This is a genomic window from Flavobacterium sp., assembly GCF_043779715.1.
In the GTDB taxonomy this organism is placed as follows: Bacteria; Bacteroidota; Bacteroidia; order Flavobacteriales; family Flavobacteriaceae; genus Flavobacterium.
Window position 1 is genome coordinate 1 of the sequence record NZ_JAYWDT010000062.1, and the last position, 22103, is coordinate 22103.

At 32.7% G+C, this 22103-nt stretch carries 26 protein-coding genes and 2 tRNA genes; 14 read left to right on the forward strand and 14 right to left on the reverse strand.

What is annotated here, in order from left to right; genetic code table 11:
- The first annotated feature begins 92 nt into the window (after nt 1-92).
- Nucleotides 93-440: a toxin-antitoxin system YwqK family antitoxin gene (locus tag ACH2BG_RS03095; protein ID WP_395046271.1), complete on the forward strand. Its 348-nt coding sequence runs from the start codon at nt 93-95 to the stop codon at nt 438-440.
- Nucleotides 441-552: 112 nt separating this feature from the next.
- Here ACH2BG_RS03095 and ACH2BG_RS03100 read toward each other — a convergent pair whose 3' ends face one another.
- From ACH2BG_RS03100 to ACH2BG_RS03110, 3 genes are all read right to left on the reverse strand, one after another.
- The gene (locus ACH2BG_RS03100) at nt 553-1701 is read right to left on the reverse strand and encodes a cystathionine gamma-synthase (protein WP_395046272.1); all 1149 of its coding nucleotides are present in this window, start codon (nt 1699-1701) and stop codon (nt 553-555) included.
- Nucleotides 1702-1891: 190 nt separating this feature from the next.
- Nucleotides 1892-2347, reverse strand: coding sequence for a DinB family protein (locus ACH2BG_RS03105; protein ID WP_395046273.1), 456 nt, complete (start codon nt 2345-2347; stop codon nt 1892-1894).
- A gap of 8 nt (nt 2348-2355) precedes the next feature.
- Complete coding sequence (locus ACH2BG_RS03110; protein WP_395046274.1) at nt 2356-2793, reverse strand: acyl-CoA thioesterase; 438 nt, start codon at nt 2791-2793, stop codon at nt 2356-2358.
- A gap of 122 nt (nt 2794-2915) precedes the next feature.
- Here ACH2BG_RS03110 and ACH2BG_RS03115 point away from each other — a divergent pair, with 122 nt between their 5' ends.
- The 6 genes from ACH2BG_RS03115 to ACH2BG_RS03140 all read left to right on the forward strand — a co-directional run bounded on the left by ACH2BG_RS03115 (nt 2916) and on the right by ACH2BG_RS03140 (nt 7459).
- A complete protein-coding gene (locus ACH2BG_RS03115) occupies nt 2916-3272 on the forward strand; it encodes an arsenate reductase family protein (protein WP_395046275.1) in 357 nt (118 codons plus the stop codon).
- A complete protein-coding gene (locus ACH2BG_RS03120; protein WP_395046276.1) occupies nt 3265-4146 on the forward strand; it encodes a DMT family transporter in 882 nt (293 codons plus the stop codon). The genes ACH2BG_RS03115 and ACH2BG_RS03120 overlap by 8 nt, the downstream gene beginning before the upstream one ends.
- Nucleotides 4147-4203: 57 nt before the next feature.
- Nucleotides 4204-5064, forward strand: coding sequence for a YicC/YloC family endoribonuclease (locus ACH2BG_RS03125; RefSeq protein ID WP_395046277.1), 861 nt, complete (start codon nt 4204-4206; stop codon nt 5062-5064).
- Nucleotides 5065-5090: 26 nt separating this feature from the next.
- Complete coding sequence (locus tag ACH2BG_RS03130) at nt 5091-5588, forward strand: MepB family protein (RefSeq protein WP_395046278.1); 498 nt, start codon at nt 5091-5093, stop codon at nt 5586-5588.
- Nucleotides 5589-5610: 22 nt separating this feature from the next.
- On the forward strand, nt 5611-6180 hold the full coding sequence (gmk, locus tag ACH2BG_RS03135; RefSeq protein WP_395046279.1) for a guanylate kinase: 570 nt from the start codon (nt 5611-5613) through the stop codon (nt 6178-6180).
- Nucleotides 6181-6280: 100 nt separating this feature from the next.
- Nucleotides 6281-7459, forward strand: a complete 1179-nt coding sequence (locus ACH2BG_RS03140; RefSeq protein WP_395046280.1) for an acyl-CoA dehydrogenase family protein — start codon at nt 6281-6283, stop codon at nt 7457-7459.
- A gap of 217 nt (nt 7460-7676) precedes the next feature.
- Here the strand turns inward: ACH2BG_RS03140 and ACH2BG_RS03145 are convergent.
- Nucleotides 7677-7758 (reverse strand) — tRNA-Leu (locus tag ACH2BG_RS03145).
- A 175-nt stretch (nt 7759-7933) separates the two neighbouring features.
- Between ACH2BG_RS03145 and ACH2BG_RS03150 the strand changes: the two genes are divergently transcribed.
- The 3 genes from ACH2BG_RS03150 (at nt 7934) to ACH2BG_RS03160 (ending at nt 11111) form a co-directional block, all read left to right on the forward strand.
- Entirely contained in the window at nt 7934-9322 is a 1389-nt protein-coding gene (locus tag ACH2BG_RS03150) for a dipeptidase (protein ID WP_395046281.1), read from the forward strand.
- 12 nt (nt 9323-9334) lie between these two features.
- Nucleotides 9335-9886: a class I SAM-dependent methyltransferase gene (locus ACH2BG_RS03155; protein ID WP_395046282.1), complete on the forward strand. Its 552-nt coding sequence runs from the start codon at nt 9335-9337 to the stop codon at nt 9884-9886.
- 124 nt (nt 9887-10010) lie between these two features.
- Nucleotides 10011-11111, forward strand: coding sequence for a DUF4407 domain-containing protein (locus ACH2BG_RS03160; RefSeq protein WP_395046283.1), 1101 nt, complete (start codon nt 10011-10013; stop codon nt 11109-11111).
- Between the two features lie 117 nt (nt 11112-11228).
- Here the strand turns inward: ACH2BG_RS03160 and ACH2BG_RS03165 are convergent, their stop codons facing one another.
- From ACH2BG_RS03165 to ACH2BG_RS03180, 4 genes are read right to left on the reverse strand one after another with little or no spacing between them, the layout of a single operon-like run.
- Complete coding sequence (locus ACH2BG_RS03165) at nt 11229-11951, reverse strand: PH domain-containing protein (protein WP_395046284.1); 723 nt, start codon at nt 11949-11951, stop codon at nt 11229-11231.
- 55 nt (nt 11952-12006) lie between these two features.
- Nucleotides 12007-12372, reverse strand: coding sequence for an MmcQ/YjbR family DNA-binding protein (locus ACH2BG_RS03170; RefSeq protein WP_395046285.1), 366 nt, complete (start codon nt 12370-12372; stop codon nt 12007-12009).
- 4 nt (nt 12373-12376) lie between these two features.
- A complete protein-coding gene (locus tag ACH2BG_RS03175) occupies nt 12377-12778 on the reverse strand; it encodes a GNAT family N-acetyltransferase (RefSeq protein WP_395046286.1) in 402 nt (133 codons plus the stop codon).
- On the reverse strand, nt 12775-13527 hold the full coding sequence (locus tag ACH2BG_RS03180; RefSeq protein ID WP_395046287.1) for a cyclase family protein: 753 nt from the start codon (nt 13525-13527) through the stop codon (nt 12775-12777). The genes ACH2BG_RS03175 and ACH2BG_RS03180 overlap by 4 nt, the downstream gene beginning before the upstream one ends.
- 54 nt (nt 13528-13581) lie before the next feature.
- Between ACH2BG_RS03180 and ACH2BG_RS03185 the strand changes: the two genes are divergently transcribed.
- On the forward strand, nt 13582-15345 hold the full coding sequence (locus ACH2BG_RS03185) for a DUF4153 domain-containing protein (RefSeq protein WP_395046288.1): 1764 nt from the start codon (nt 13582-13584) through the stop codon (nt 15343-15345).
- A gap of 1 nt (nt 15346) precedes the next feature.
- Here ACH2BG_RS03185 and hemW read toward each other — a convergent pair whose 3' ends face one another.
- Together hemW and ruvC are read right to left on the reverse strand one after the other, a co-directional pair.
- The gene (gene hemW / locus ACH2BG_RS03190; RefSeq protein WP_395046289.1) at nt 15347-16471 is read right to left on the reverse strand and encodes a radical SAM family heme chaperone HemW; all 1125 of its coding nucleotides are present in this window, start codon (nt 16469-16471) and stop codon (nt 15347-15349) included.
- 2 nt (nt 16472-16473) lie between these two features.
- Nucleotides 16474-17028, reverse strand: a complete 555-nt coding sequence (gene ruvC, locus ACH2BG_RS03195; protein WP_395046290.1) for a crossover junction endodeoxyribonuclease RuvC — start codon at nt 17026-17028, stop codon at nt 16474-16476.
- Nucleotides 17029-17124: 96 nt separating this feature from the next.
- On the opposite strand from ruvC, the gene ACH2BG_RS03200 reads away from it, so the two are divergent.
- Both ACH2BG_RS03200 and ACH2BG_RS03205 read left to right on the forward strand, forming a co-directional pair.
- Nucleotides 17125-18051, forward strand: coding sequence for a hypothetical protein (locus tag ACH2BG_RS03200; protein ID WP_395046291.1), 927 nt, complete (start codon nt 17125-17127; stop codon nt 18049-18051).
- Nucleotides 18039-19148 carry a glycosyltransferase gene (locus ACH2BG_RS03205; RefSeq protein WP_395046292.1) on the forward strand — a complete coding sequence of 370 codons (1110 nt, stop codon included), beginning with the start codon at nt 18039-18041 and terminating at the stop codon, nt 19146-19148. The genes ACH2BG_RS03200 and ACH2BG_RS03205 overlap by 13 nt, the downstream gene beginning before the upstream one ends.
- Before the next feature lie 122 nt (nt 19149-19270).
- Here the strand turns inward: ACH2BG_RS03205 and ACH2BG_RS03210 are convergent, their stop codons facing one another.
- Complete coding sequence (locus ACH2BG_RS03210; RefSeq protein ID WP_395046293.1) at nt 19271-19744, reverse strand: hypothetical protein; 474 nt, start codon at nt 19742-19744, stop codon at nt 19271-19273.
- A 69-nt stretch (nt 19745-19813) separates the two neighbouring features.
- Here ACH2BG_RS03210 and ACH2BG_RS03215 point away from each other — a divergent pair, with 69 nt between their 5' ends.
- On the forward strand, nt 19814-20320 hold the full coding sequence (locus ACH2BG_RS03215; RefSeq protein ID WP_395046294.1) for a DUF456 domain-containing protein: 507 nt from the start codon (nt 19814-19816) through the stop codon (nt 20318-20320).
- Nucleotides 20321-20610: 290 nt separating this feature from the next.
- Here the strand turns inward: ACH2BG_RS03215 and ACH2BG_RS03220 are convergent.
- From ACH2BG_RS03220 to trxA, 3 genes are all read right to left on the reverse strand, one after another.
- Nucleotides 20611-20684: transfer RNA gene (locus tag ACH2BG_RS03220), tRNA-Asp, on the reverse strand.
- 86 nt (nt 20685-20770) lie between these two features.
- Nucleotides 20771-21697 (reverse strand): DUF58 domain-containing protein, encoded by a 927-nt coding sequence (locus ACH2BG_RS03225; protein WP_395046295.1) that lies wholly within the window; start codon nt 21695-21697, stop codon nt 20771-20773.
- An 80-nt stretch (nt 21698-21777) separates the two neighbouring features.
- Entirely contained in the window at nt 21778-22095 is a 318-nt protein-coding gene (trxA, locus tag ACH2BG_RS03230; protein ID WP_091476238.1) for a thioredoxin, read from the reverse strand.
- Nucleotides 22096-22103 lie beyond the last annotated feature (8 nt).

Consider the following 22103-nt stretch of genomic DNA (forward strand, 5'->3'; position numbering starts at 1 on the left):
TAATGTTACGAAATTGTTAAGCAAATGTTTTTTTATTGTAAATTTATTTAATACATTCGTAATGTAATTGTTTAACCCTAAAGACAAAAGCTATGAAAAAGTATATGATAATGAGTGCGTTGATTTTATCAGGAGTGATTTTTGCTCAAGAAATTGAACCAAAATATGAAATTGAAGGTAATTTAATAAAAGCTACTTCTTTCTATGAAAACGGTCAGGTAAAACAAGTCGGATTTTACAAAGATGGTAAAGTTCAAGGAAAATGGTTGTCATTTACAGAAGCTGGTGAAAAATTAGCTCAAGGCGAATATAATAATGGCATCAAAACTGGCAAATGGTTTTTTTGGAATCAAAACACATTAAGCGAAGTTGATTATAGAGATAGTCGCGTTGCCGAAGTAAAAAAATGGTCTAAAGAAACATTAGTTCTAAGAAACTAAATAAAAAACATACCCCCCTAATCTACCCTTTCTAACCGAAAGGGTTTTTTATGCAAAAAAATACCGAGGTTTTTAAATCTCGGTATTTTATGAATTTATAATAGAACTGTTTTTATAACAATGCTTGTTTTAAATCTTCAATTAAATCTTCAGCATCTTCTACTCCTACGCTTAGTCTTACTAAATCGTCGGTAATTCCTATTTCTTTTCTTTTGTCTTCTGGAATTGAAGCGTGCGTCATCAATGCCGGATGATTGGCTAATGATTCTACTCCACCAAGAGATTCAGCCAATGTAAATACTCTTACTTTTTCTAAAAACGAAATGGCATCTTCTTTTTTACCTGATTTGAATGTAAAAGTTACCATACCACCAAAACCACCTATCATTTGCTTTTTTGCAATATCGTGGTACGGATGCGAAGGCAATCCTGGATAATATACTTTTTTAATTTTTGGGTGATTCAACAAAAATTCAGCGATTTTCGTTCCGTTTTCACAATGACGTTGCACACGAAGATGTAAAGTTTTTATTCCTCTAAGAACTAAAAAACTATCCATTGGTCCCAATGTTGCTCCAGTTGCAAATTGTTGAAAATGCAATTGACTTCCTAATTCGTCGTCTTTTACGATTAGTGCTCCCGCTATAACATCTGAATGTCCTCCTAAATATTTTGTTGCCGAATGCATCACGATATCTGCTCCTAAATCTAACGGTTTTTGTAAATAAGGCGTCGCAAAAGTATTGTCGACAGCGAAAAGGATTTTATGTTTTTTTGTGATTTTTGCTATTTCAGCAATATCAGCGATTTTCATTAATGGATTGGTTGGTGTTTCCACCCAAACTAATTTTGTGTTTTCGTTGATTAATGATTCGAATTTCGCCAAATCATTCATATCTACAAAATGAAATTTGATTCCTGAATCTTTGTAAATGCGAGTAAACATTCTGTAAGTTCCGCCATACAAATCGTCCATAGCGATGATTTCGTCACCCGCTTTAAACGAACGTAAAACGCAATCTGTAGCAGCTAATCCTGAAGAAAAAGCCAATCCGCGAGTTCCGTTTTCGATACTTGCTAAGGCGTTTTCTAGCGCTGAACGTGTTGGGTTTGCTGCACGAGAATATTCATAATCAGGATTTAATGGTTGCCCTGGACTGGTTTGCACAAAGGTTGATGTTTGATAAACTGGAGGCATTACTGCTCCTGTGCTTGGATCGTGGTGCTGACCACCGTGTATAACTTTTGTATTGAATTTCATTGTATTAATTTTTGAATAGCAAATTTACTTTTTATTCTTAGCAAATTTATGAAGTTTAACGATTTTTTAGCCTCGATAGTAGTGGAAATCCTTTTCTTTTTTCCTTTAAAAAAGAAAAGATTACTTCACTTAACGTTTATTTCAAAGGAGTTCAGTGAACTTCGTTTGTAACGGATAGCGGGAATTGCTCCTAAATAAATTTTTTAATCTGCATCATAATTCCTGTGTGTAATGCTTCGTGGTAATTGTTAAATTCTACTGCGGCTTTTGCACTCTTGATTGTAAAACCTACGCCTGTCGTAAATTCCATATATTCATCGAAAATCTCATTTGTAAAATCTTCTTTTGTTTGTTCTAATGTTGAAAATAATAGATTTTTGATATCGTTTACTTCTTCTTGCGTAATTTCTCTTTCTGGTTTTGTTCCTTTTTTATAGGTATCTACCATTTCGTCCGAAATCATCATGCGTAATCCCGACAGTTTGTAAACCAACATTTGCTGTACGGTTACGATATGACCAATATTCCAAATGAGGTTGTTGGCAAATCCTTCTGGGATTTTATTTAATTGTTCTAAAGAATGCCCCTCCAGGAACTTCAATAATAGGTTCCTGCTGGTTTTGTTAATCTCGAAAGTTGATTGCATCGGTTTATTTATAAAATTATAAAATCTTCAGTTTTTGGAAATGAATTCATGACCTGCTGAACAATTGGCGGTGTTGGTTGCGCCAGTTTTCTCAAATGTGTGTCCATCCAAGCTCCATCAATAGTTAAGGTTGCGCAAATTGCTCCTTCACCATTCCTTAACTCGTGAATGATGGTCCATCGGGAAGCATCTTCTTTCAATTTTCCGACTTTGGTACTGATTAAAATTGTATCGCCCAAACGAATTTCTTTTCGAAAAACACATTCTTCTCGAAAGATTATTGGACCAAAATGTTGTTGTTGCATGATTTTCATCGTTACACCTTGTTGCTCCAAAATCTCAATACGGTGTTGGGCACCAAAATCATAAAATACGCTATGACGCATGTGAAAATTCGGGTCTAAATCCGACCAACGAATGGAAATTTCTTTTGTAAAAACGCTCATTTCTTATAAAGTTTATTCAAAAATACTGAGAAAATTTAATATCTGTACTTCGATTGCATTTAAATTGAATCTATTTTAACGAAAATCGTATTTTTGCAAATAAATTTGATAAAACACTAATAATGGACAAAATATATTATCTCGCTTCTTGCGACACGTGCCGAAAAATTATAAAAAATTTACCTAATGCGAATAAATTAACCTATGTTGATATTCGTCAGAATCCAATTTCGGAAGCAGATTTAGACGAAATGCACCAACTTTCAGGAAGCTACGAAGCGCTTTTTAGTAAGAAAGCCCAATTATACAAATCGATGGATTTGAAAAACAAAAATCTAACCGAAGATGATTATAAAAAATACCTCTTAGAACATTACACTTTTTTGAGTCGTCCAGTTGTTATTCTTAATAATGAAATTTATATTGGAAATACACAACCCAACATTCTGAAATTAACGAAAGCTATGACAAGTGTCTAAAAGAAATCTTGCACTTATTGGCGCAACAATTGTTTCTATAATATACGGCGTAACCTTTACAATTGCTAAAGATGTTATGCCGAAATATATAGATGCTTTTGGCTTTATTTTACTTCGAGTTGGCGGAACAACCTTGCTTTTCTGGTTTATTTCTTTGTTTATTAAAACAGAAAAAATCGATAAAGCTGATTTTCCTAGAATTATCGCTGCTGCTTTTTTTGGTGTGGCGCTCAATATGCTTACTTTTTTTAAAGGATTAAGTTATACTTCGCCTATTATGGGAGCCGTAATCATGGTTACAACACCTATGATTGTACTAGTATTGTCAGCAATTTTGATAAAAGAAAGAATGAAAACCAGAAAAATTCTAGGCATCGTTTTAGGATTAGCAGGAACCTTATTTCTTATTTTGTATGGAAAATCGATGAACAATGCGCCAAAAGCAGGTTTGGGGAATTTATTGGTTTTTATAAATGCAGTTTCTTACGGATTTTACCTTATTATAGTCAAAAATTTAATGGATAAATACAACGCTTTTTCATTTGTAAAATGGATTTATTTCTTTGGTTTTCTAATGGTTTTACCTTTTGGATTCAATGAATTTCAAGCTGTAAATTGGTCTGTTCTTCCTATCGACATTTTTTGGAAAATAGGTTTTGTCGTTATATTTTCGACATTCTTGACTTATTTACTCAATTTACTTTCGATGAAAGAGCTCAAACCTACAACGGTTGCAGTTTTCATTTATTTGCAACCCGTTTTTGCAACAATTTTTGCCATTGGTTTAGAAAAAGACCATTTGAACATGATAAAAATTGGTTCTGCAATATTGATATTTTCGGGTGTTTATCTAGTAACTCAGAAGAAATCCTAAATCCTAAATCCTAAATCCTAAATTTTCAATACATTTGTAGCTATTACAATTTTATATATGATACAATCCATGACCGGTTTTGGGAAAGCATCTTTGCAATTACCAACAAAAAAAATAACAGTCGAAGTAAAATCTTTAAACAGTAAAGGTTTAGATTTAAATACAAGAATGCCATCGGTTTACCGTGAGATGGAATTGGGTTTACGCAACCAACTCGCACAACAATTAGAACGAGGAAAAATCGATTTTTCGTTGTTTATTGAAGTTACTGGAGAAGAAACATCGACCAAAGTAAATGCGCCAATCGTAAAAGCATACATCAGCCAAATGCGTGCTATTTTAGCCGATGCTAATGAAACTGAACTCATGAAAATGGCTGTCAGAATGCCAGATGCATTAAAAACCGAACGTGACGAAATAGACGAAAACGAATGGAAAGAAATTCAGAAGGTAATCGTTGAAGCATTAAATAATATTCTGAATTTTCGTCAAGCAGAAGGACAATCATTAGAAAAAGAATTCTCGTTACGAATAGCTAATATTCGTCAGTATTTAAGCGAAGCTATTGCATTAGATCCAGAAAGAATTCAGAACATTAAAGACAAATTGCAAACAGCTATTACGGAACTAAAAGTAAATGTTGATGAAAACAGGTTTGAGCAAGAACTCATTTATTATCTAGAGAAACTAGATGTAACTGAAGAAAGAGTTCGTCTTAACAATCATCTAGATTATTTTCTTGAAACAATCAACGGGAGTGAAGCTAATGGAAGAAAATTAGGATTCATTACCCAAGAAATGGGACGTGAAATAAACACATTGGGTTCAAAATCTAACCATGCTGGAATGCAAAAACTAGTTGTGATGATGAAAGATGAATTGGAAAAAATAAAAGAACAGGTTTTGAATGTTCTTTAGACAAATAGACAATAGATTTTATTTATATGAATCCCATTTTAATTGATACCAAAAACGCACTTTACAACCAATGCAGTTTTGAATTATCGAATGTTGAAATCGAAAAAGAAAGTTCAGAATATTCTGCTTATCGATTTAAGATTAATAATCTAAAAATTTTATTTCGCCAAGCAAAAATCACTCCAACTAAAGTTGGTCAGTTTGTAACTTTATGGAAACGAAAAAAAGATAAAGATCCTATTGAACCTTTCGATATTACTGATAATATTGATTTATTTGTAATAAATGTAAAAACAGAAAAACGATTTGGTCAATTTGTATTTCCAAAATCAGTTTTAATAGAACAAGGGATTGTCTCAGACAAAAAAGAAGGAAAGAGAGCTATTCGAGTTTATCCTCCTTGGGACAAAACAGAAAACAAGCAGGCTCAAAAAACGCAAAAATGGCAATTGACTTATTTTTTAGAGATTCCGTTTGATAAAATAATAAATGTTAATCAAGCTAAAACACTTTATTTTCAATAGAAAATAAATAAAAAATATTATAATGAAACAAGGAAAATTACTCGTATTCTCAGCACCATCGGGTTCTGGAAAAACAACCATAGTTAGACATTTATTAAAACAAGAAGACCTGAATTTAGAATTTTCTGTTTCCTGCACGACTCGTGAAGCAAGAGGAGAGGAAGTAAACGGGAAGGATTATTATTTTATTTCTCTAGAAGAGTTCAAAAAACACATCAAAGCCGAAGAATTTGTAGAATGGGAAGAAGTATATCGTGATAATTTTTACGGAACACTAAAAAGTGAAGTCGAACGCATTTGGGCAAAAGGAAAAAATGTAATTTTTGATATTGATGTAGCTGGCGGATTGCGAATAAAATCGAAATTTCAAGAAGAAACATTAGCCGTTTTTGTAAAACCACCAAGTATCGATGAGTTGAAAATTCGTCTCAAAAAACGTTCTACCGAAAGTGAAGAAAAAATAAACATGCGTATTGCAAAAGCATCGGTCGAATTAGCGACAGCACCGCAATTCGATAAAATCATCAAAAATTATGATTTAGATGTTGCAAAAGTAGATGCTTATGAATTGGTTAAAGCTTTTTTGAAATAAATTAAAAAGTATCCTTTCTCAAATTAAAAATTATAACATTTGTTCGTTGATTTGTTACATATCTTTATGTAAATTTGCATCGATTTAAAAAACCTTTAAAATGAAACCAGATTTATTCCAATCCCCTGATTATTACTTATTAGACGACTTACTGTCTGACGAACATAAATTGGTCCGTGACGCTGCACGTGCATGGGTTAAGAAAGAAGTATCTCCAATTATTGAAGATTTTGCACAAAGAGCCGAATTCCCTAAACAAATTGTAAAAGGTTTGGGTGAGATTGGTGGTTTTGGACCTTACATCCCTGTTGAATATGGTGGTGCAGGCTTAGATCAAATCTCTTACGGGTTGATTATGCAGGAAATTGAGCGTGGTGATTCTGGAGTTCGTTCCACATCATCAGTACAATCATCATTAGTGATGTATCCTATTTGGAAATACGGAAACGAAGAACAAAGAATGCGTTTTTTACCAAAATTAGCTACCGGAGAATTCATCGGTTGTTTTGGTTTGACCGAACCTAACTACGGTTCTGATCCAGGAAGTATGATTACCAACTTTAAAGACATGGGTGACCATTATTTATTGAATGGTGCTAAAATGTGGATTTCGAATGCTCCTTTTGCAGATGTTGCAGTAGTTTGGGCAAAAAATGAGGAAGGAAGAATTCACGGATTGCTTGTAGAAAGAGGAATGGAAGGTTTTTCTACTCCTGAAACACATAACAAATGGTCATTAAGAGCTTCAGCTACTGGAGAATTAATTTTTGACAATGTAAAAGTTCCCAAAGCAAATTTATTACCTAACAAATCTGGATTGGGAGCACCGCTTGGTTGTCTTGACTCGGCACGTTACGGAATCGCTTGGGGAGCAATTGGAGCAGCAATGGATTGTTACGATACAGCTTTACGTTATGCAAAAGAGCGTATTCAGTTTGACAAGCCTATTGCTGGAACGCAATTGCAACAAAAGAAGTTAGCGGAAATGATTACCGAAATCACGAAAGCACAATTACTAACTTGGAGACTTGGTGTTTTAAGAAACGAAGGAAGAGCGACTACTGCTCAAATCTCGATGGCAAAAAGAAATAATGTGGATATGGCAATACACATTGCTCGTGAAGCCCGTCAAATCCTTGGAGGAATGGGAATTACTGGGGAATATTCAATCATGCGTCACATGATGAATCTAGAAAGTGTAATTACTTACGAAGGTACTCACGATATTCACTTACTTATCACAGGTATGGATATTACTGGAATTCCAGCTTTTAAATAAGATAAAAAATGCTTTAAAACAAAAACCCAACTATAAAAGTTGGGTTTTTGTTTTTATACAGCTATTGAAAATATTATAATTACATAAAAAAATCCGAAATATTCATTTCGGATTTTTTTATGCGGATAATAGCCACGAAGTTTCGAAGTCGACCTACACTTTTGCATCTGTAGTTATTATAAAATAAAAAAGCTTCTCAAATAGAGAAGCTTTTTTGTGCGGATAATAGGACTCGAACCTACACGCCTTGCGGCACCAGATCCTAAGTCTGGCATGTCTACCAATTTCACCATATCCGCAAAATTGTGAGTGCAAATATAAACATAATTTTGAATTATAGATTATGAATTATGAATTTTTTTATTGTATTTTTGATAGATAATACTAAAAATTAATCGCCAACATAAGACACAGCATTTAAATCATTGATTTTTAGAATTTTAATTTTAAAACCACATATTCAATTAATAAAGAATGAATACTATAAAACAATACGTTCAAGAAAACAAGCAACGCTTCATAGATGAATTGATAGAATTATTGAAAATTCCTTCTGTAAGTGCTGATGCAGCTTATTCTAAAGATGTAATTAGAACTTCTGAAGCAGTGAAAATAAGCCTTGAAAAAGCAGGCTGTAAGTTCGTTGAAATTTGCGAAACACCAGGTTACCCAATCGTTTTTGGTGAACATATTATCGATAAAAACTTACCAACTGTTCTAGTTTACGGACATTATGATGTGCAACCAGCCGATCCTATCGATTTATGGACATCTCCTCCTTTTGAACCAGTAATTAAAACAACTGAAATCCACCCAGAAGGTGCGATTTTTGCTCGTGGATCTTGTGATGACAAAGGACAAATGTACATGCACGTTAAGGCGTTCGAATACATGATTGCCAATAATAATTTGCCTTGCAACGTCAAATTCATGATTGAAGGTGAAGAAGAAGTTGGTTCAAAAAGCTTGAGTTGGTTCGTAGAACGCAACCAAGAAAAATTATCTTGCGATGTTATTTTAATTTCCGATACCGGAATGATTTCTAACCAACAACCATCAATTACAACAGGTTTACGCGGATTAAGTTATGTTGAAGTAGAAGTTACAGGTCCAAATAGAGATTTACACTCTGGATTATATGGTGGCGCAGTTGCTAATCCTATCAATGTTTTGGCAAAAATGATTGCTTCGCTTCATGACGAGAACAACCACATTACAATTCCTGGTTTTTATGATAATGTAGAAGAATTATCATTAGAAGAAAGAGCCGAAATGGCAAAAGCACCATTCAATTTAGATAATTATAAGAAAGCACTCAACCTAAACGATATTTATGGAGAGAAAGGCTATGTGACTAACGAAAGAAACTCTGTTCGTCCAACATTAGACGTAAACGGAATTTGGGGTGGATATACAGGCGAAGGCGCAAAAACAGTTATTGCCAGTCAAGCTTTTGCAAAAATATCGATGCGATTGGTTCCTAATCAGGATTGGGAGCACATTACAGAGTTATTTACCAAACATTTCGAAAGCATTGCTCCTGCTGGTGTTACTGTCAAAGTAAAACCGCATCATGGTGGTCAAGGTTATGTAACTCCAATAGACAGCATTGGTTACAAAGCCGCAAATATGGCTTACACCGAAACTTTTGGAGTTCCCGCTATTCCTGTTCGATCTGGAGGAAGCATTCCTATTGTAGCGTTGTTCGAAAAAGAACTAAAAAGCAAAACAATACTTATGGGATTTGGTTTAGATAGTGATGCTATTCACTCACCAAACGAGCATTTCGGAATTTTTAATTACCTAAAAGGAATTGAAACCATTCCGTTATTTTACAAGTATTTTGTAGAATTAAGCAAATAATCACAAAATACTTTGAGCAAAAAAAAGTTTATTTCAGAAGTTTTCAAATCAGGAGGAACTATTGGTGCTTTGTCTCCAAGCTCCTCTTTTCTTGCAAAAAAAATGCTAAAGCCAATTCATTTTGACACTGCAAATTGCATTGTGGAATTTGGACCAGGAACAGGCGTTTTTACCCATAAATTATTAGATAATATGAATTCGAATGCTATATTATTAACATTCGAAATCAATCCTGCATTTCATGATGAATTAATGAAAATTAATGATTCTCGATTGATTGTTATAAATGATAGTGCCGAAAAGATAGACCATTATCTACTTTTACACAATCAGAAAAAAGCTGATTACATTATTTCTTCCTTGCCTTTTGCTGTGATTCCAGATGTAGTTGTAGACAATATTTTAAAAAGCTCCTTCGAAGTTTTGGCAGAAAAAGGAAAATTTATCCAGTTTCAATATTCATTGAATGCTCTATCGAAATTGAAATCACTTTTTAAGAAAGTAGATATAAATTTTACTTTCTTAAATATTCCACCTGCATTTGTCTTTACTTGTGGCAAGTAATCGTAAAATGATTTTTAGCAAATATTTAATAATTAGACTTTTATAAAAAATAAATCAACGTTTTATACTGAATTTAGATTTTTGGCGTTAAATTTGTACATCATCAATCAAATCAAAATCAATCATGTTAAAACGTTTTTTTATTCTGTGCTCCGGCTCAGATAGGGATTTACTTTCCACTTGCTCCGAAGGGGAACAAACCAAATACGCAGGTATTGGCGCAACCGTTTTTTTTACTGCTATTATGGCTTTTATTGCCAGTAGTTATGCGCTTTTTACCGTTTTCGACAGCATTTACCCTTCTGTTTCTTTCGGAATTGTGTGGGCCTTACTTATTTTTAATCTTGACCGATTTATTGTTTCTACCATTAGAAAACGTGACCGATTATGGAGCGAATTCTTACAAGCAACCCCACGAATTATTTTGGCTATGATTATTGCCATCGTAATTTCGAAACCATTAGAGATTAAAATTTTTGAAAAAGAGATAAATACTGTTTTACTCAAAGAAAAAAACCAATTGGCGATGGCCAATAAAAAGCAAGTTTCTGATTATTTTAAATCTGATTTAGATAAAAATAAATCCGAAATTGATAGTTTAAAATCTCAACTTTCGAAGAAAGAAAAAGAAGTAGATACTTATTACGAAACCTATATTACCGAAGCTGAAGGAACTGCTGGCACAAAAAAACTAGGAAAAGGTCCAGTTTTTAAAGAGAAAATAGCAAAACACGATTTAGCCAAAAAAGAATTGGATACTTTACAAAAAACCAATTTGGCAAAAATCGCCGAAAAAGAAAAAAAAGTCAAAACCCTGCAAGCAGATTTAGATAAAAAAGTAACCGAAGCGCAACCCATTATTGATAGTTTTGATGGATTGATGGCTCGAATAAATGCGTTAGGAAAACTACCTTCACTTCCTTCCTTTTTTATCATGTTACTGTTTTTAGCGATTGAAACTTCGCCAATCATTGCCAAATTATTATCTCCAAAAGGAGAATATGATTACAAATTAGAAGATAACGAAACGGCTCTAAAAACACACATTGAACAAAATAATTTTCAACGAAATATGCAAAAGGAAACCGATGCGTTAATTTATGATAAAGTATACCAGGATATTAGAACCGATAGGGAATTATACGACTACAAGAAAAAATCGGCTATAGAAATTCTCAAATTACAATCCGACAGTTATATGGAAAAGCAAAAAAGCGTGATGTGAATTTAATCGAAAGTTGTAAAACCTAAGATCTTAAAGTGCCTGTAATTATAAATAAAAAGTCGAATCGAGAATTTTACTTCTCTTTTCGACTTTTAACTTTATGCCTTTCGACAATAATTACATATAACTCAATATTTCTTTTTTATAAGTGTCGTATTCCCCTTGAAGAATCAGCCCGTTATCGAGGAGTTTTTTATAGTTTTGAAGTTTCGAAAACAATTCGTCGCTACTCATTTCGCTTATTTTTTTCTCGGCAGAAGTTGTATTTACAGCTTCAGAAACCGGCTCAGAATACGTTGATATCACTGGCATAATTTCGGCAAAATTAGTTACTTCTTCCGTTTCAATTTCCTCAATAACTTCTTCTTCATAAGGAATTGTATCTAAAACAGGAATGGGTTCCTCTTCGGTAATTTCTTCAATAATTGGAGTAATAACAATAGGATTTTTTAGTAAATCCATTTGTTCTTTTGCAAAAGTGTGCAATTTTCGAGCTTGATTTTTAGGAATATAATCGATGCTAATAACCAATTCTGTTTTAGTTGAAAAAGAAAATTCAGATCCTAAAATATTTTCTTTTACGAAAGCACCTCCAATATCATCCCAATCATAATCGATAAAATCCATAGACAAGCCTAAGTTTTTAGGTTTGCAAATAATGATTCTTTTGTTAGTCATTACTATACTATCCGGAAAAACAGTAATGGCTGGTTTTTTTTGCACACCAATATAACCCACTTCTTCATTTTTCATTAATAAAGATTCTAATTTAGCCGTGATTTTCTCTATGGCCTTCGGGTCTTGGTCTTCGTTTAATATTTTTTTTAAATTGTCAATCATTTTGTTGTGATAATTTTATAATTACTAAAATATAAATCAAAAGTAATGCCTTTTCTTAAGATTCGTTTATTTCGTTTTGGATTTTTTTAGTCAAAGTTTTAAATATCAAATCATAGGAATGATTTATCAATTCACATAACATTTTATTGGAAACATCTTTATTCAAATCGATAGTATTCCAGTGCACTTTACTCATGTGATAACCAGGTCTAATAGCTTCATATTCCGCCCGAAGCTCGAGTGCCTTTTCGGGATTACATTTCAAATTCAACGAAGGATTTCCGTTTTCAAATCCTTTTAATGAAGCTAAGCAAAATATTTTTCCACCAACTTTAAACACTAAAGTATCTTCATCGAAAGGAAAATGTTCGGTAACACCATTTTTGGCTTGACAAAACTCGTATAATTGTTGAATGTTCATGTTTCTATTTTATAATTTTCTCCATCATTTTTTCTGGTGTTGCCAAAGCATTGAATCCGAATTTTTTATACAAAAAATGTGCATCGGAAGTTGCCAATCGCCAAATTTTGACTTCTTTTAACTCTGGTTCATTCATCATATTTTCGATAAGAATCGACGAATAACCTTTTCCTCGATGTTCTTCGGTTATAAAAACATCCATCACGTAAGCAAAAACAACATAATCTGTAATCACTCGACAAAAGCCTATTTGCTCATCATTTAGATAAATTCCGAAGCAAAATGAACTATCAATCGTTGTTTGAACTTCTTCGATCGTTCTTCCTGCTGCCCAATAGACATCTTTCAAAAAATTTTGAATGAACGGAATATTTAGTTTGTTTTTATCGGTAGAAACAATTATCATATTTTATACAAAATGGGTTTACTTGGACTGGCATCATTCTCAAACGAAGCAATTTGTAGGTTTAGTATATAACTTCCGTCAAGTATTGTGTTATCTACAAAAATCAGTTCGGTAATAGTGCAATTTAGTCTTGCATCTTCGTTTAGATTATTGATGTTTTTTACATTCCAAAAGGCTTTGTGTGCCAACAATTTCCCTTCGTCTTCTTCTCTATCTACGCTTGGCAAATCGATTAGCAAATGTTGGATTCCGATTTTTCGAATAAAAACCGCTGCATCTTCGGCCAAATACGGCGGATTGGTATGTGAATATTTTTTGTGCTTTTTCACTTCTATATTGGGTAAGGTTCTAATAACAATCGCCTCAGGCATTTTATTATTTAAAGCATTTTCGATTTGTTCTAATGTAATAACTAAATCACCATTAATATTTTTTGGCTCGACCGAAATTAATTCGGCAGTAAAGAAAAACTGCTTCAAACATTGGTTAATGCTATAAAAATCTCTCGTAATATGTCCTAAGCACTCAGTGTGTGTTCCGTGTCCGTGCGGATTGAAAAATATATTATTAAAATTTGTTGATGATTTTCCTTCCGAAACTTTTCCTATCCAATCGCCTACTTTTACAGGATCAATTTCTGGTTTGTCGAGATACCACGCAATAGGATTTTCGTTTGTATTGGTTAACGGAATGGAAATATCAATGGGTTTTGATAAATTTATTTCTTGATTATTGATGAGTGCTAACATAGTTTAATCCGAATTTTTGTAAATTTACATTTCTATCCGTTACAGAGCCAAAAAATGAATAAAAAACTTACCGAAATTTTCCAAAAAGCCAATCAGACATTGGTAAATTATCCGATGATCTTACTGACGTCTTTCATAATGTCACTAACCGTAATTTATGCTATTGAGACCAACTCGAGTACCGACGAGAATTTTTTCCATATCAAGATTATCTTCTGCACGTCATTTGGAATTTCATTATTTTTTGCCTTAAAAATGCTTTCACAGCGCATAGGCAAACAACTTTTACTAACTGTGATAGGGCTGCTTTTTTTGATTGGATATTACTTTATACTTCCGCAAAATAAAGACGATTTTAACGAAGTGTATGCCTTTATCATTATTCCAACTTATGTATTATTACATTTACTCGTGGCTTTTATTCCGTATATAACTACAGGAAATCCAGAAAAAAAATTTTGGGAATATAACAAAAATCTGTTTATCAATTTTGCGCTGACAATGATTTTCACCGGAGTCTTAACCGCTGGTGTAGAACTTGCTGTCGTTTCGGTTGACCAACTTTTTTCATTTCATTTTGACGATAAGGTTTATCCTGAAATCTTTTTTCTGATGGCCATTTTCGGAAGTACATTCATTTTTCTGCTTTTTAATGAAAATGGGCTTGAGTATTTAGAAAAAGAAAGCACATACCCTGTTGTTTTAAAATTTTTTACCCAGTTTATCCTTATTCCGTTGCTTTTCATTTATGTGGTTATTCTATATTTTTATTCTGGAAAAATCCTTTTGGCTTGGGAATTGCCACGCGGCTGGGTATCATATTTGATTTTAGCCTATTCTGTTGTTGGGATTTTAGCCTTACTGCTGGTTCATCCTTTAAAAGAAGCCACAACAAGATCATGGGTGAAAATGTTTAGCAAAATATTTTACTTCAGTCTGATTCCACTGATGGTTTTATTATTTACGGCTATTTTTACTCGGCTTTTACAATACGGATTTACAGAACCCCGTTATTTTGTACTTTTATTAGCCTTATGGCTTTCGGCTGTGGTACTTTATTTTGTCTTCCAAAAAGAAAGCTCTATAAAGTTCATCCCAATCTCATTGTTTTTATTTGGTTTATTCGCCTTAATTTTCCCTTATTTCAATACTTTTTCGGTAGCAAAAAGAAGCCAGAAAAAAGAACTGGAAAAAATCTTAATTACGAATAATTTATTAGATAACGGTAAAATCAATTTCAATAAAAAAATTACTGACAGTATTGCAAAACAGGTTACTGATAAATTCGACTTTCTAAATGAACGATTTGAAAAAGAATATTTGAAAAAATTTCTAACAGACAGTATCAAGGCCAAAGAAGAATATAAAAATGGTAATTTTTGGAATTATTCAGCATTTTTTAGCAATGTTGTACCCACATCCAATGAAGAATCGACGACTTATCTTAATCTCAATTCCAAAAAAACATATTATGATGTTGAGAATTATCAATACATTATCACAATACCGGAATATGGAACCACAGAAATCAAGATAAAAAACGACACTTTCAAAATTGAGAGGATGACTAACGAAGGTGGATTTCTAAAAATAAGCCTAAATTCGAAAGAAACCGTTGACCTTACACCTCACATAAAAGCTGTTTTTAAGAAATACAACAAGGCATCTGGTGACATTGATGCCGATGATTTATTTATTAAAAGCAGTATAGAAAATTATGAATTCAGAATGAGTTTTAACTCTTTAAATAAATCAAACTATTCAAATAAGGATGAATATAATTTTAACGAAGGCTTGTTACTGATAAAAGAAAAATAGCTTATACCCAAAACAGGTCAGACGCAATTCCGTCACAAAAAAATTTTCCTTCTCTTGTTATTCGTAAAACATTATTTTCTAAAATAAGCTTTGCATCGTCTAAGTGTTTTTGTGCATTTTGGATGAGATATTTGAGATATTTCTCTCCAAATTCATTTTCGATTTTATCTAAAGAAACTCCCCAAATAGTTCGCAAGCCAGTCATTACATATTCGTTGTATCTCTCTGTTTTTGATAAAGTTTCTGTTTCTGACGGTAATCGATTTTCGGATATTGATTTTAAATAAATAGCATTGTTAGAAACGTTCCAACTGCGATTTTTTCCGTCATAACTGTGTGCTGAAGGGCCAATTCCTATATATTTTTTGCCCAACCAATATGCAGAATTGTTTCTAGAAAAATAATTTTCTTTTCCGAAATTCGATAATTCATAATGAATGAATTTATTTTTTCCTAAAGTATCAACCAGTATTAAAAATTGCTCGTGAGCCACAGCATCATCAGGCTGCGGGATAATTCCGTCTTTGATAAACTTGTGTAAAGCTGTTTTTGGTTCGACCGTTAAGGCATAGCTCGAAATGTGTGGAATATTCAAATCTAAAGCGATTTGAATGTTTTGTAACCAACGTTCGTTACTCAATCCTGGCGTTCCGTAAATTAAATCGATCGAAATATTATCGAAATATTGCGTGGCTATTTCCAAACATTTTTTGGCTTCTGCCGAATTATGAGCGCGATTCATCAATTGTAAATCTTCTTCAAAAAAAGACTGAATTCCTATGGACAAACGGTTTATTCGATTGTTGGATAATTCGATAATTCGATTTTCGGATAAATCATCAGGATTGGCTTCTATTGTAATTTCGGGGTTTTCGGAAACTTTGTAATGTTTGTAAACTTCATCAATCAAAAACTTTAAATCTAAAATGTTCAATATTGAAGGTGTTCCACCACCAAAATAAATGGTTTCTATCAGGTCGTCTTCAAATTCATTTTTACGCATTGCGATTTCTTTGGCAATAGCCAAAACCATCTCGTCTTTTTTCTTCAACGAAGTCGAAAAATGAAAATCACAATAGTGACAAGCTTGCTTGCAAAATGGTATGTGAATGTAGATTCCTGCCAAAATTATTTTTTTACTCGTTCTTCATTCTGCTTCACAAAAGCGTCCCAACCTGTATAACTTGTTGTTCCAACCACTTTTCCAGAATTGAAAAAATGACAAACTGCTGCTGCCAAACCATCGGTACTATCCAGATTTTTGGGTAATTCTTTTAGTCCTAACAATTGTTGCAACATTTTCGCTACTTGTTCCTTGCTGGCATTTCCGTTTCCGGTAATCGCCATTTTTATTTTCTTCGGTTCGTATTCGGTAATGGGGATATCTCTAGAAAGTCCTGCCGCCATTGCAACTCCTTGTGCTCTTCCTAACTTGAGCATCGATTGTACGTTTTTACCAAAGAACGGTGCTTCAATAGCGATTTCGTCAGGATTGTGTGTCTCAATCAATTCGATAGTTCGTTCAAAAATTACTTTTAGTTTCTGATAATGATTGTCGTATTTGCTTAGAATTAATTCGTTGAGTTGCAAAAACTCCATTTTTTTATTAATGACTTTTATGAGTCCGAAACCCATAATGGTTGTTCCTGGGTCGATTCCTAATATGATACGTTCGTTTGCCATTTGTTATTACACAGAGATTACTTCGTCTATTCGCTATCGCTAGGGTCATAGAGAAAATACAGAAATTCATAAAGAATTTTTCCGTTATTTGCACCAATGATTTTAATTTCTCACAAAGCTAAACAATTCCTCATACTTGCCATCAAACTTTTGATTGTTGTTGGTGCATTTTATTTTATTTATAACCAATTAGCGACCAATGACAAGTTAGATTGGAATAAATTTATTGTTTTGTTTAAAAAAAATCAATCTATTGGCGGAATCATTTTTATATTATTTTTGAGTTTCGCCAATCGTTTTCTTGAAATTTTGAAATGGCAAAATTTAGTTTCTTCTTTCAAAATAATTACTATTGACGAAGCTGCAAAGCAAGTTTTAGCATCACTTACTGCTGGCATTTTCACACCAAACGGCATTGGAGAATATGCAGGAAAAGCTTTGTATTTCGAAAAAGATAAAACAAAAAAAATCGTTTTTTTAAATCTACTTTGCAACGGAATACAATTAATTTTGACAGTTGTTTTGGGAACAATTGGCCTTTTGATATTGGGTTATAAGTTTTGGGTTTTAGTTATTTTGTCTTTATGTTTTGGATTCTTAATTTTAGCCTTTTTTACAAAAAAAATCGATATTAAAGGATATTCCATCTCAAAATTTATAGAGAAACTAAATAAGATTCCAAAAAACATTCATCAAAAAAACACTTTGTTAGGAATTGCTCGTTACCTTATATTTTCGCATCAATACTACTTTTTGCTTATCGCTTTCGATGTTCATTTGCCTTATTTTACACTCATAGCAACCATTGCGACAGTTTATTTTTTGGCTTCATCGCTGCCTAGTTTTCAGTTTTTAGATTTTGCAGTAAAAGGTAGTGTCGCTGTTTATTTTTTCTCTTTATTGGGCGTAAACGAATGGATTGTAGTTTTTGTAACGACATTGATGTGGTTTCTAAATGTGGTCATTCCTGTAATTATGGGTAGTTTTTATGTTTTAAATTTCAAAACACAATGGAAATCGTAAGTTGTCTTTTTGTTTGTATTACGATTTGGTATTTGCTGAATATCATTTGGATAGTTTACGGCTTTACGAAAGTGAAATCTTTTGAAAGTGAAAATTTACAGCCAAAAACCAAATTTTCAATCATTGTTCCGTTTAGAAATGAACAGGAAAATTTACCAAAGCTTTTATCGTCAATTGAAAAACTAAATTATCCGAATGATTTGTTTGAAGTAATTTTAGTTGATGATGATTCAAAAGAAAAATTCAAAATTCAAAATTCAAAATTCAAAATTCAAATAATTGACAATATTAGAAAAACAAATTCGCCAAAAAAAGATGCGATAAATACTGCTATTGCTGTCGCTAAAAATGATTGGATTATTACTACTGATGCCGATTGTTTGGTTCAAGAAAATTGGCTTAATACATTTGATGATTTTATCCATAAAAACAATCCGAAAATGATTGCTGCTGGTGTTTTTTATAAAACAAATCATAGTTTTTTAGATGCTTTTCAGCAATTGGATTTTTTGAGTTTGCAAGGTACAACGATTGGCAGTTTTGGAAACAAACAAGCATTTATGTGTAATGGAGCAAATTTTTGTTATCAAAAAACATTTTTTTATGAGCTAAATGGTTTCGATGGAAATAATAAAATTGCAAGTGGTGATGATGTTTTCTTGTTACAAAAAGCAATTGAGAAGGACAGAAATAATATTCATTTCTTAAAATCGGAATCGGTAATTGTGCAAACAAAAACGGAAAAAACTTGGAAAGATTTGTTTCATCAAAGAGTTCGCTGGGCAAGTAAAACTGGAAATTACAATAGTTTTTATAGCAAACAATTGGGTATTTCTCTTTTGGTGATGAATCTTCTTTGGATTTTGAGTTTTTGTTTTTTGTTTTTAGAAATGATGAATCTTAATTTCTTTATATTCCTCTTATTATCGAAATTTCTTGTTGATTTTATTTTACTTTATAAAACCAGTTCTTTTTTTAAAACACGTTTAAATTACCTTTTATTTGGTAGTTTTTTATATCCTTTGTTTTGTGTTTCGGTTGGGATTTATTCTTTTTTTGGAAGTTATAGTTGGAAAGGACGAATTTTTAAAAAATAACTTTCCTAAAAAACCGGAATACCCTAGCCCCGATTGAAACGAAAATCCTTTTTTTTGTCTCGTTTTTTGGAACGAGAAAAGAAAAAGATTGTAGTGAAAAGCGGGAAATTGCTCCTGAAAATTTACTTTAAAATTATTGGCAATACAAACTGCGATTTTACTTTTATTCCGCGTTTTATAGCTGGTTCGACAGCAGGAAAATCTAACAATTTTACTTGTAAAATACTATCTAATTTTGTTGCGTCATAAACCATGTTGTATTTTGTAAGATTGGGTTCGAATTGCATTTTAGCATCAGCAAAAACAGTAATTTTCATTGGAATCGTATCAATTTTTGGGAATAAAATTTTGATAGAATCTTGAATCAATTTTTCTTGAATATTGTTTGTCACAAAATTGAAAAAACATTGTTTTCTAGCGATTTTATCGTTGATGGAATCGCATTGAACGGTACTCGGAAAATCATCGACTTCATCCCAATTTATTTTTTTTAATTCCTGCTGAAGCAAATCTTCTTTGACTGGTACATTCTTTTCAAAATACTGACAACCTTGAAAAATGGAAACCAAAAAAAGTAATGTTATTATTTTTTTCATCTACAAACGGTGTAAATCGTTATGGTTTATTGTGTAATTTTATTTTTCAAAAATAGTAAAATTTAATTTATGGATACTTTATTATTCCTTGCAGGTTTTATTTGTGTTATTACAGGCGTTTTTGGCAGCTTTTTACCTGTTTTACCTGGACCAAGCGTTAGTTGGGTTGGTTTATTATTTTTGTACCTGACTGATGCCGTGCCAAACAATTACTGGGTTCTTGGATTTACGTTGGTATTAACTATTATTATTTCGGTTTTAGATTACATAATTCCATCGAAAGGAACGAAAAAATTTGGCGGGAGTTCCTATGGCGTTTGGGGAACAAATATCGGACTCGTTTTAGGGTTATTTTTCATCCCTATTCCATTTGGGTTTGTTCTTGGTGCTTTTGCTGGTGCTTTTTTGGGGGAAATTATTTACAATTCTCAGGACAAAAAACGAGCATTAAAAGCAGCTACAGGTTCGTTATTAGGTTTTCTGGCTTCTACTTTTATGAAGTTTATGATTTGCATGTTATTTTTAGGCACTTTTGTATATGTGACTTGGCAAAATGCAGGAAAATTATTTGCCTAAAAAATTAAAAGTAGTTTGCCTTTTTTTTATTTTGAGTATACCTAAAAGCGTGCCTTTTTTAACCTTTAAATAAACTTAGAAAGTTGACTAAAAAACAAAAAAGCCATTCACAATAAAGTGAAAAGCTTTTCATTGGTCTAACTACTAAACCCGTTTTTCATCTCCTCTTTAGGGACGAGATTACTAAACATGCTACGAGTTACAAATTCGTAGCTTAAACAACACAACTAATCTTAAAAACTTTTATTGGGCAAAAAAGGTTTCTATTTCTAGAAACCTTTCCCAATTAGCGGTCTGGACGGGACTCGAACCCGCGACCCCGTGCGTGACAGGCACGTATTCTAACCAACTGAACTACCAAACCTCTGCTTAATTGCGGTTGCAAAGATACAATGTTTTTTAACTTTCGCAAATGTTTTTTAAAATATTTTTAAAATTTTATTCCACATACTACCCAAATTTTTGTTTTTCAACTAGATACGTTGTCATTATTTTTTCGAAATTTTCATCGACAGAGACAGGAACATACTTTATTTTATACAACGAACAGGTATTTGCTACTTTTTCGAAGTAATCATTTACCGCTTTTTCGTAGTCTTTTTTTATGTTTTCGGCAAAAAGGTTTACCTCATCACCAGTTTCTAAATCGATAAATTTACGTGGTGCGTTGTCATAATCAAGATTTAGTTCTGTTTTTTTATCAATAACATGAAACAAAACTACTTTATGTTTGTTGTGTTTAAGATGCTGTAAGGCTTTAAACAAACGTTCATCATCTTCTGGCTGAAACATGTCTGTAAAGAGAACAATCATGGAACGACGGTGCATTTTTTCGGCAATTTGATGCAAGAAAGTAATCGTATCCGTTTTTTTAGTGTCTTTTGGTATTTGCAGTGCGTTTTCTAATTTATTTAGCAACATGCGATGGTGACGCTCGCTTCCTTTTTCGGGAGCGTAATATTCGTAAGTGTCAGAAAAAATACTTAACCCAACAGCATCACGTTGCTTTTTGAGTAATTTCATCAAAACCGCCGATGCCAAAACCGAAAACCCAATCTTGTTTTCATAAAAAAACTGATTCTCTTTTAGTTTAGGATAATGCATCGAAGACGAATTGTCTATAATAAGATGGCAACGCAAATTGGTTTCTTCTTCGTACTTTTTAGTATAAAGCCTATCCGTTTTGGCAAACAATTTCCAATCGATATGTTTGGTGCTTTCGCCTGAATTATACACTTTATGCTCAGCAAATTCGGCAGAAAAACCATGAAACGGACTTTTGTGCATTCCTGAAATAAAACCTTCCACAATTTGATTGGCAAGTAATTCTAAATGTTGAAAACTGGATATTTTGGCTATTTGGCTATCTATATTCATACTTCAAATATAATGAGAATTCGCACAACAAAAAAGGTCTAACTTTCGTTAGACCTCTAAAAATTATTTTGACTTATTTCTTACAACAAAGCCGTCAAACTATCAGCATAAGTTTGCTTAGGCGCTACACCTACTTGTCTTCCTACAACTTCTCCGTTTTGGAAAACTAAAACTGTAGGGATATTTCTAACGCCGTATTTTGCAGCAAATTCTTGATTTGCGTCAACATCTACTTTACCAACTACTGCTTTTCCTTCAAATTCAGTTGCGATTTCTTCGATAACTGGACCAACCATTCTGCAAGGACCGCACCAAGCTGCCCAAAAATCTACTAATACTGGTTGTGATGATTTTAATACAACTTCCTCAAAAGTTGCATCGGTTATTGTTAATGCCATTTTTTCTT

What these genes read in the sequence shown, in the direction of transcription:
- ACH2BG_RS03095 (WP_395046271.1), top strand. Translation starts at nt 93, where the DNA reads ATGAAAAAGTATATGATAATGAGTGCGTTGATTTTATCAGGAGTGATT.
- ACH2BG_RS03100 (WP_395046272.1), bottom strand. Translation starts at nt 1,701, where the DNA reads ATGAAATTCAATACAAAAGTTATACACGGTGGTCAGCACCACGATCCA.
- ACH2BG_RS03105 (WP_395046273.1), bottom strand. Translation starts at nt 2,347, where the DNA reads ATGCAATCAACTTTCGAGATTAACAAAACCAGCAGGAACCTATTATTG.
- ACH2BG_RS03110 (WP_395046274.1), bottom strand. Translation starts at nt 2,793, where the DNA reads ATGAGCGTTTTTACAAAAGAAATTTCCATTCGTTGGTCGGATTTAGAC.
- ACH2BG_RS03115 (WP_395046275.1), top strand. Translation starts at nt 2,916, where the DNA reads ATGGACAAAATATATTATCTCGCTTCTTGCGACACGTGCCGAAAAATT.
- ACH2BG_RS03125 (WP_395046277.1), top strand. Translation starts at nt 4,204, where the DNA reads ATGATACAATCCATGACCGGTTTTGGGAAAGCATCTTTGCAATTACCA.
- ACH2BG_RS03130 (WP_395046278.1), top strand. Translation starts at nt 5,091, where the DNA reads ATGAATCCCATTTTAATTGATACCAAAAACGCACTTTACAACCAATGC.
- gmk (WP_395046279.1), top strand. Translation starts at nt 5,611, where the DNA reads ATGAAACAAGGAAAATTACTCGTATTCTCAGCACCATCGGGTTCTGGA.
- ACH2BG_RS03140 (WP_395046280.1), top strand. Translation starts at nt 6,281, where the DNA reads ATGAAACCAGATTTATTCCAATCCCCTGATTATTACTTATTAGACGAC.
- ACH2BG_RS03150 (WP_395046281.1), top strand. Translation starts at nt 7,934, where the DNA reads ATGAATACTATAAAACAATACGTTCAAGAAAACAAGCAACGCTTCATA.
- ACH2BG_RS03160 (WP_395046283.1), top strand. Translation starts at nt 10,011, where the DNA reads ATGTTAAAACGTTTTTTTATTCTGTGCTCCGGCTCAGATAGGGATTTA.
- ACH2BG_RS03165 (WP_395046284.1), bottom strand. Translation starts at nt 11,951, where the DNA reads ATGATTGACAATTTAAAAAAAATATTAAACGAAGACCAAGACCCGAAG.
- ACH2BG_RS03170 (WP_395046285.1), bottom strand. Translation starts at nt 12,372, where the DNA reads ATGAACATTCAACAATTATACGAGTTTTGTCAAGCCAAAAATGGTGTT.
- ACH2BG_RS03175 (WP_395046286.1), bottom strand. Translation starts at nt 12,778, where the DNA reads ATGATAATTGTTTCTACCGATAAAAACAAACTAAATATTCCGTTCATT.
- ACH2BG_RS03180 (WP_395046287.1), bottom strand. Translation starts at nt 13,527, where the DNA reads ATGTTAGCACTCATCAATAATCAAGAAATAAATTTATCAAAACCCATT.
- ACH2BG_RS03185 (WP_395046288.1), top strand. Translation starts at nt 13,582, where the DNA reads ATGAATAAAAAACTTACCGAAATTTTCCAAAAAGCCAATCAGACATTG.
- ruvC (WP_395046290.1), bottom strand. Translation starts at nt 17,028, where the DNA reads ATGGCAAACGAACGTATCATATTAGGAATCGACCCAGGAACAACCATT.
- ACH2BG_RS03200 (WP_395046291.1), top strand. Translation starts at nt 17,125, where the DNA reads ATGATTTTAATTTCTCACAAAGCTAAACAATTCCTCATACTTGCCATC.
- ACH2BG_RS03205 (WP_395046292.1), top strand. Translation starts at nt 18,039, where the DNA reads ATGGAAATCGTAAGTTGTCTTTTTGTTTGTATTACGATTTGGTATTTG.
- ACH2BG_RS03210 (WP_395046293.1), bottom strand. Translation starts at nt 19,744, where the DNA reads ATGAAAAAAATAATAACATTACTTTTTTTGGTTTCCATTTTTCAAGGT.
- ACH2BG_RS03215 (WP_395046294.1), top strand. Translation starts at nt 19,814, where the DNA reads ATGGATACTTTATTATTCCTTGCAGGTTTTATTTGTGTTATTACAGGC.
- ACH2BG_RS03225 (WP_395046295.1), bottom strand. Translation starts at nt 21,697, where the DNA reads ATGAATATAGATAGCCAAATAGCCAAAATATCCAGTTTTCAACATTTA.
- trxA (WP_091476238.1), bottom strand. Translation starts at nt 22,095, where the DNA reads ATGGCATTAACAATAACCGATGCAACTTTTGAGGAAGTTGTATTAAAA.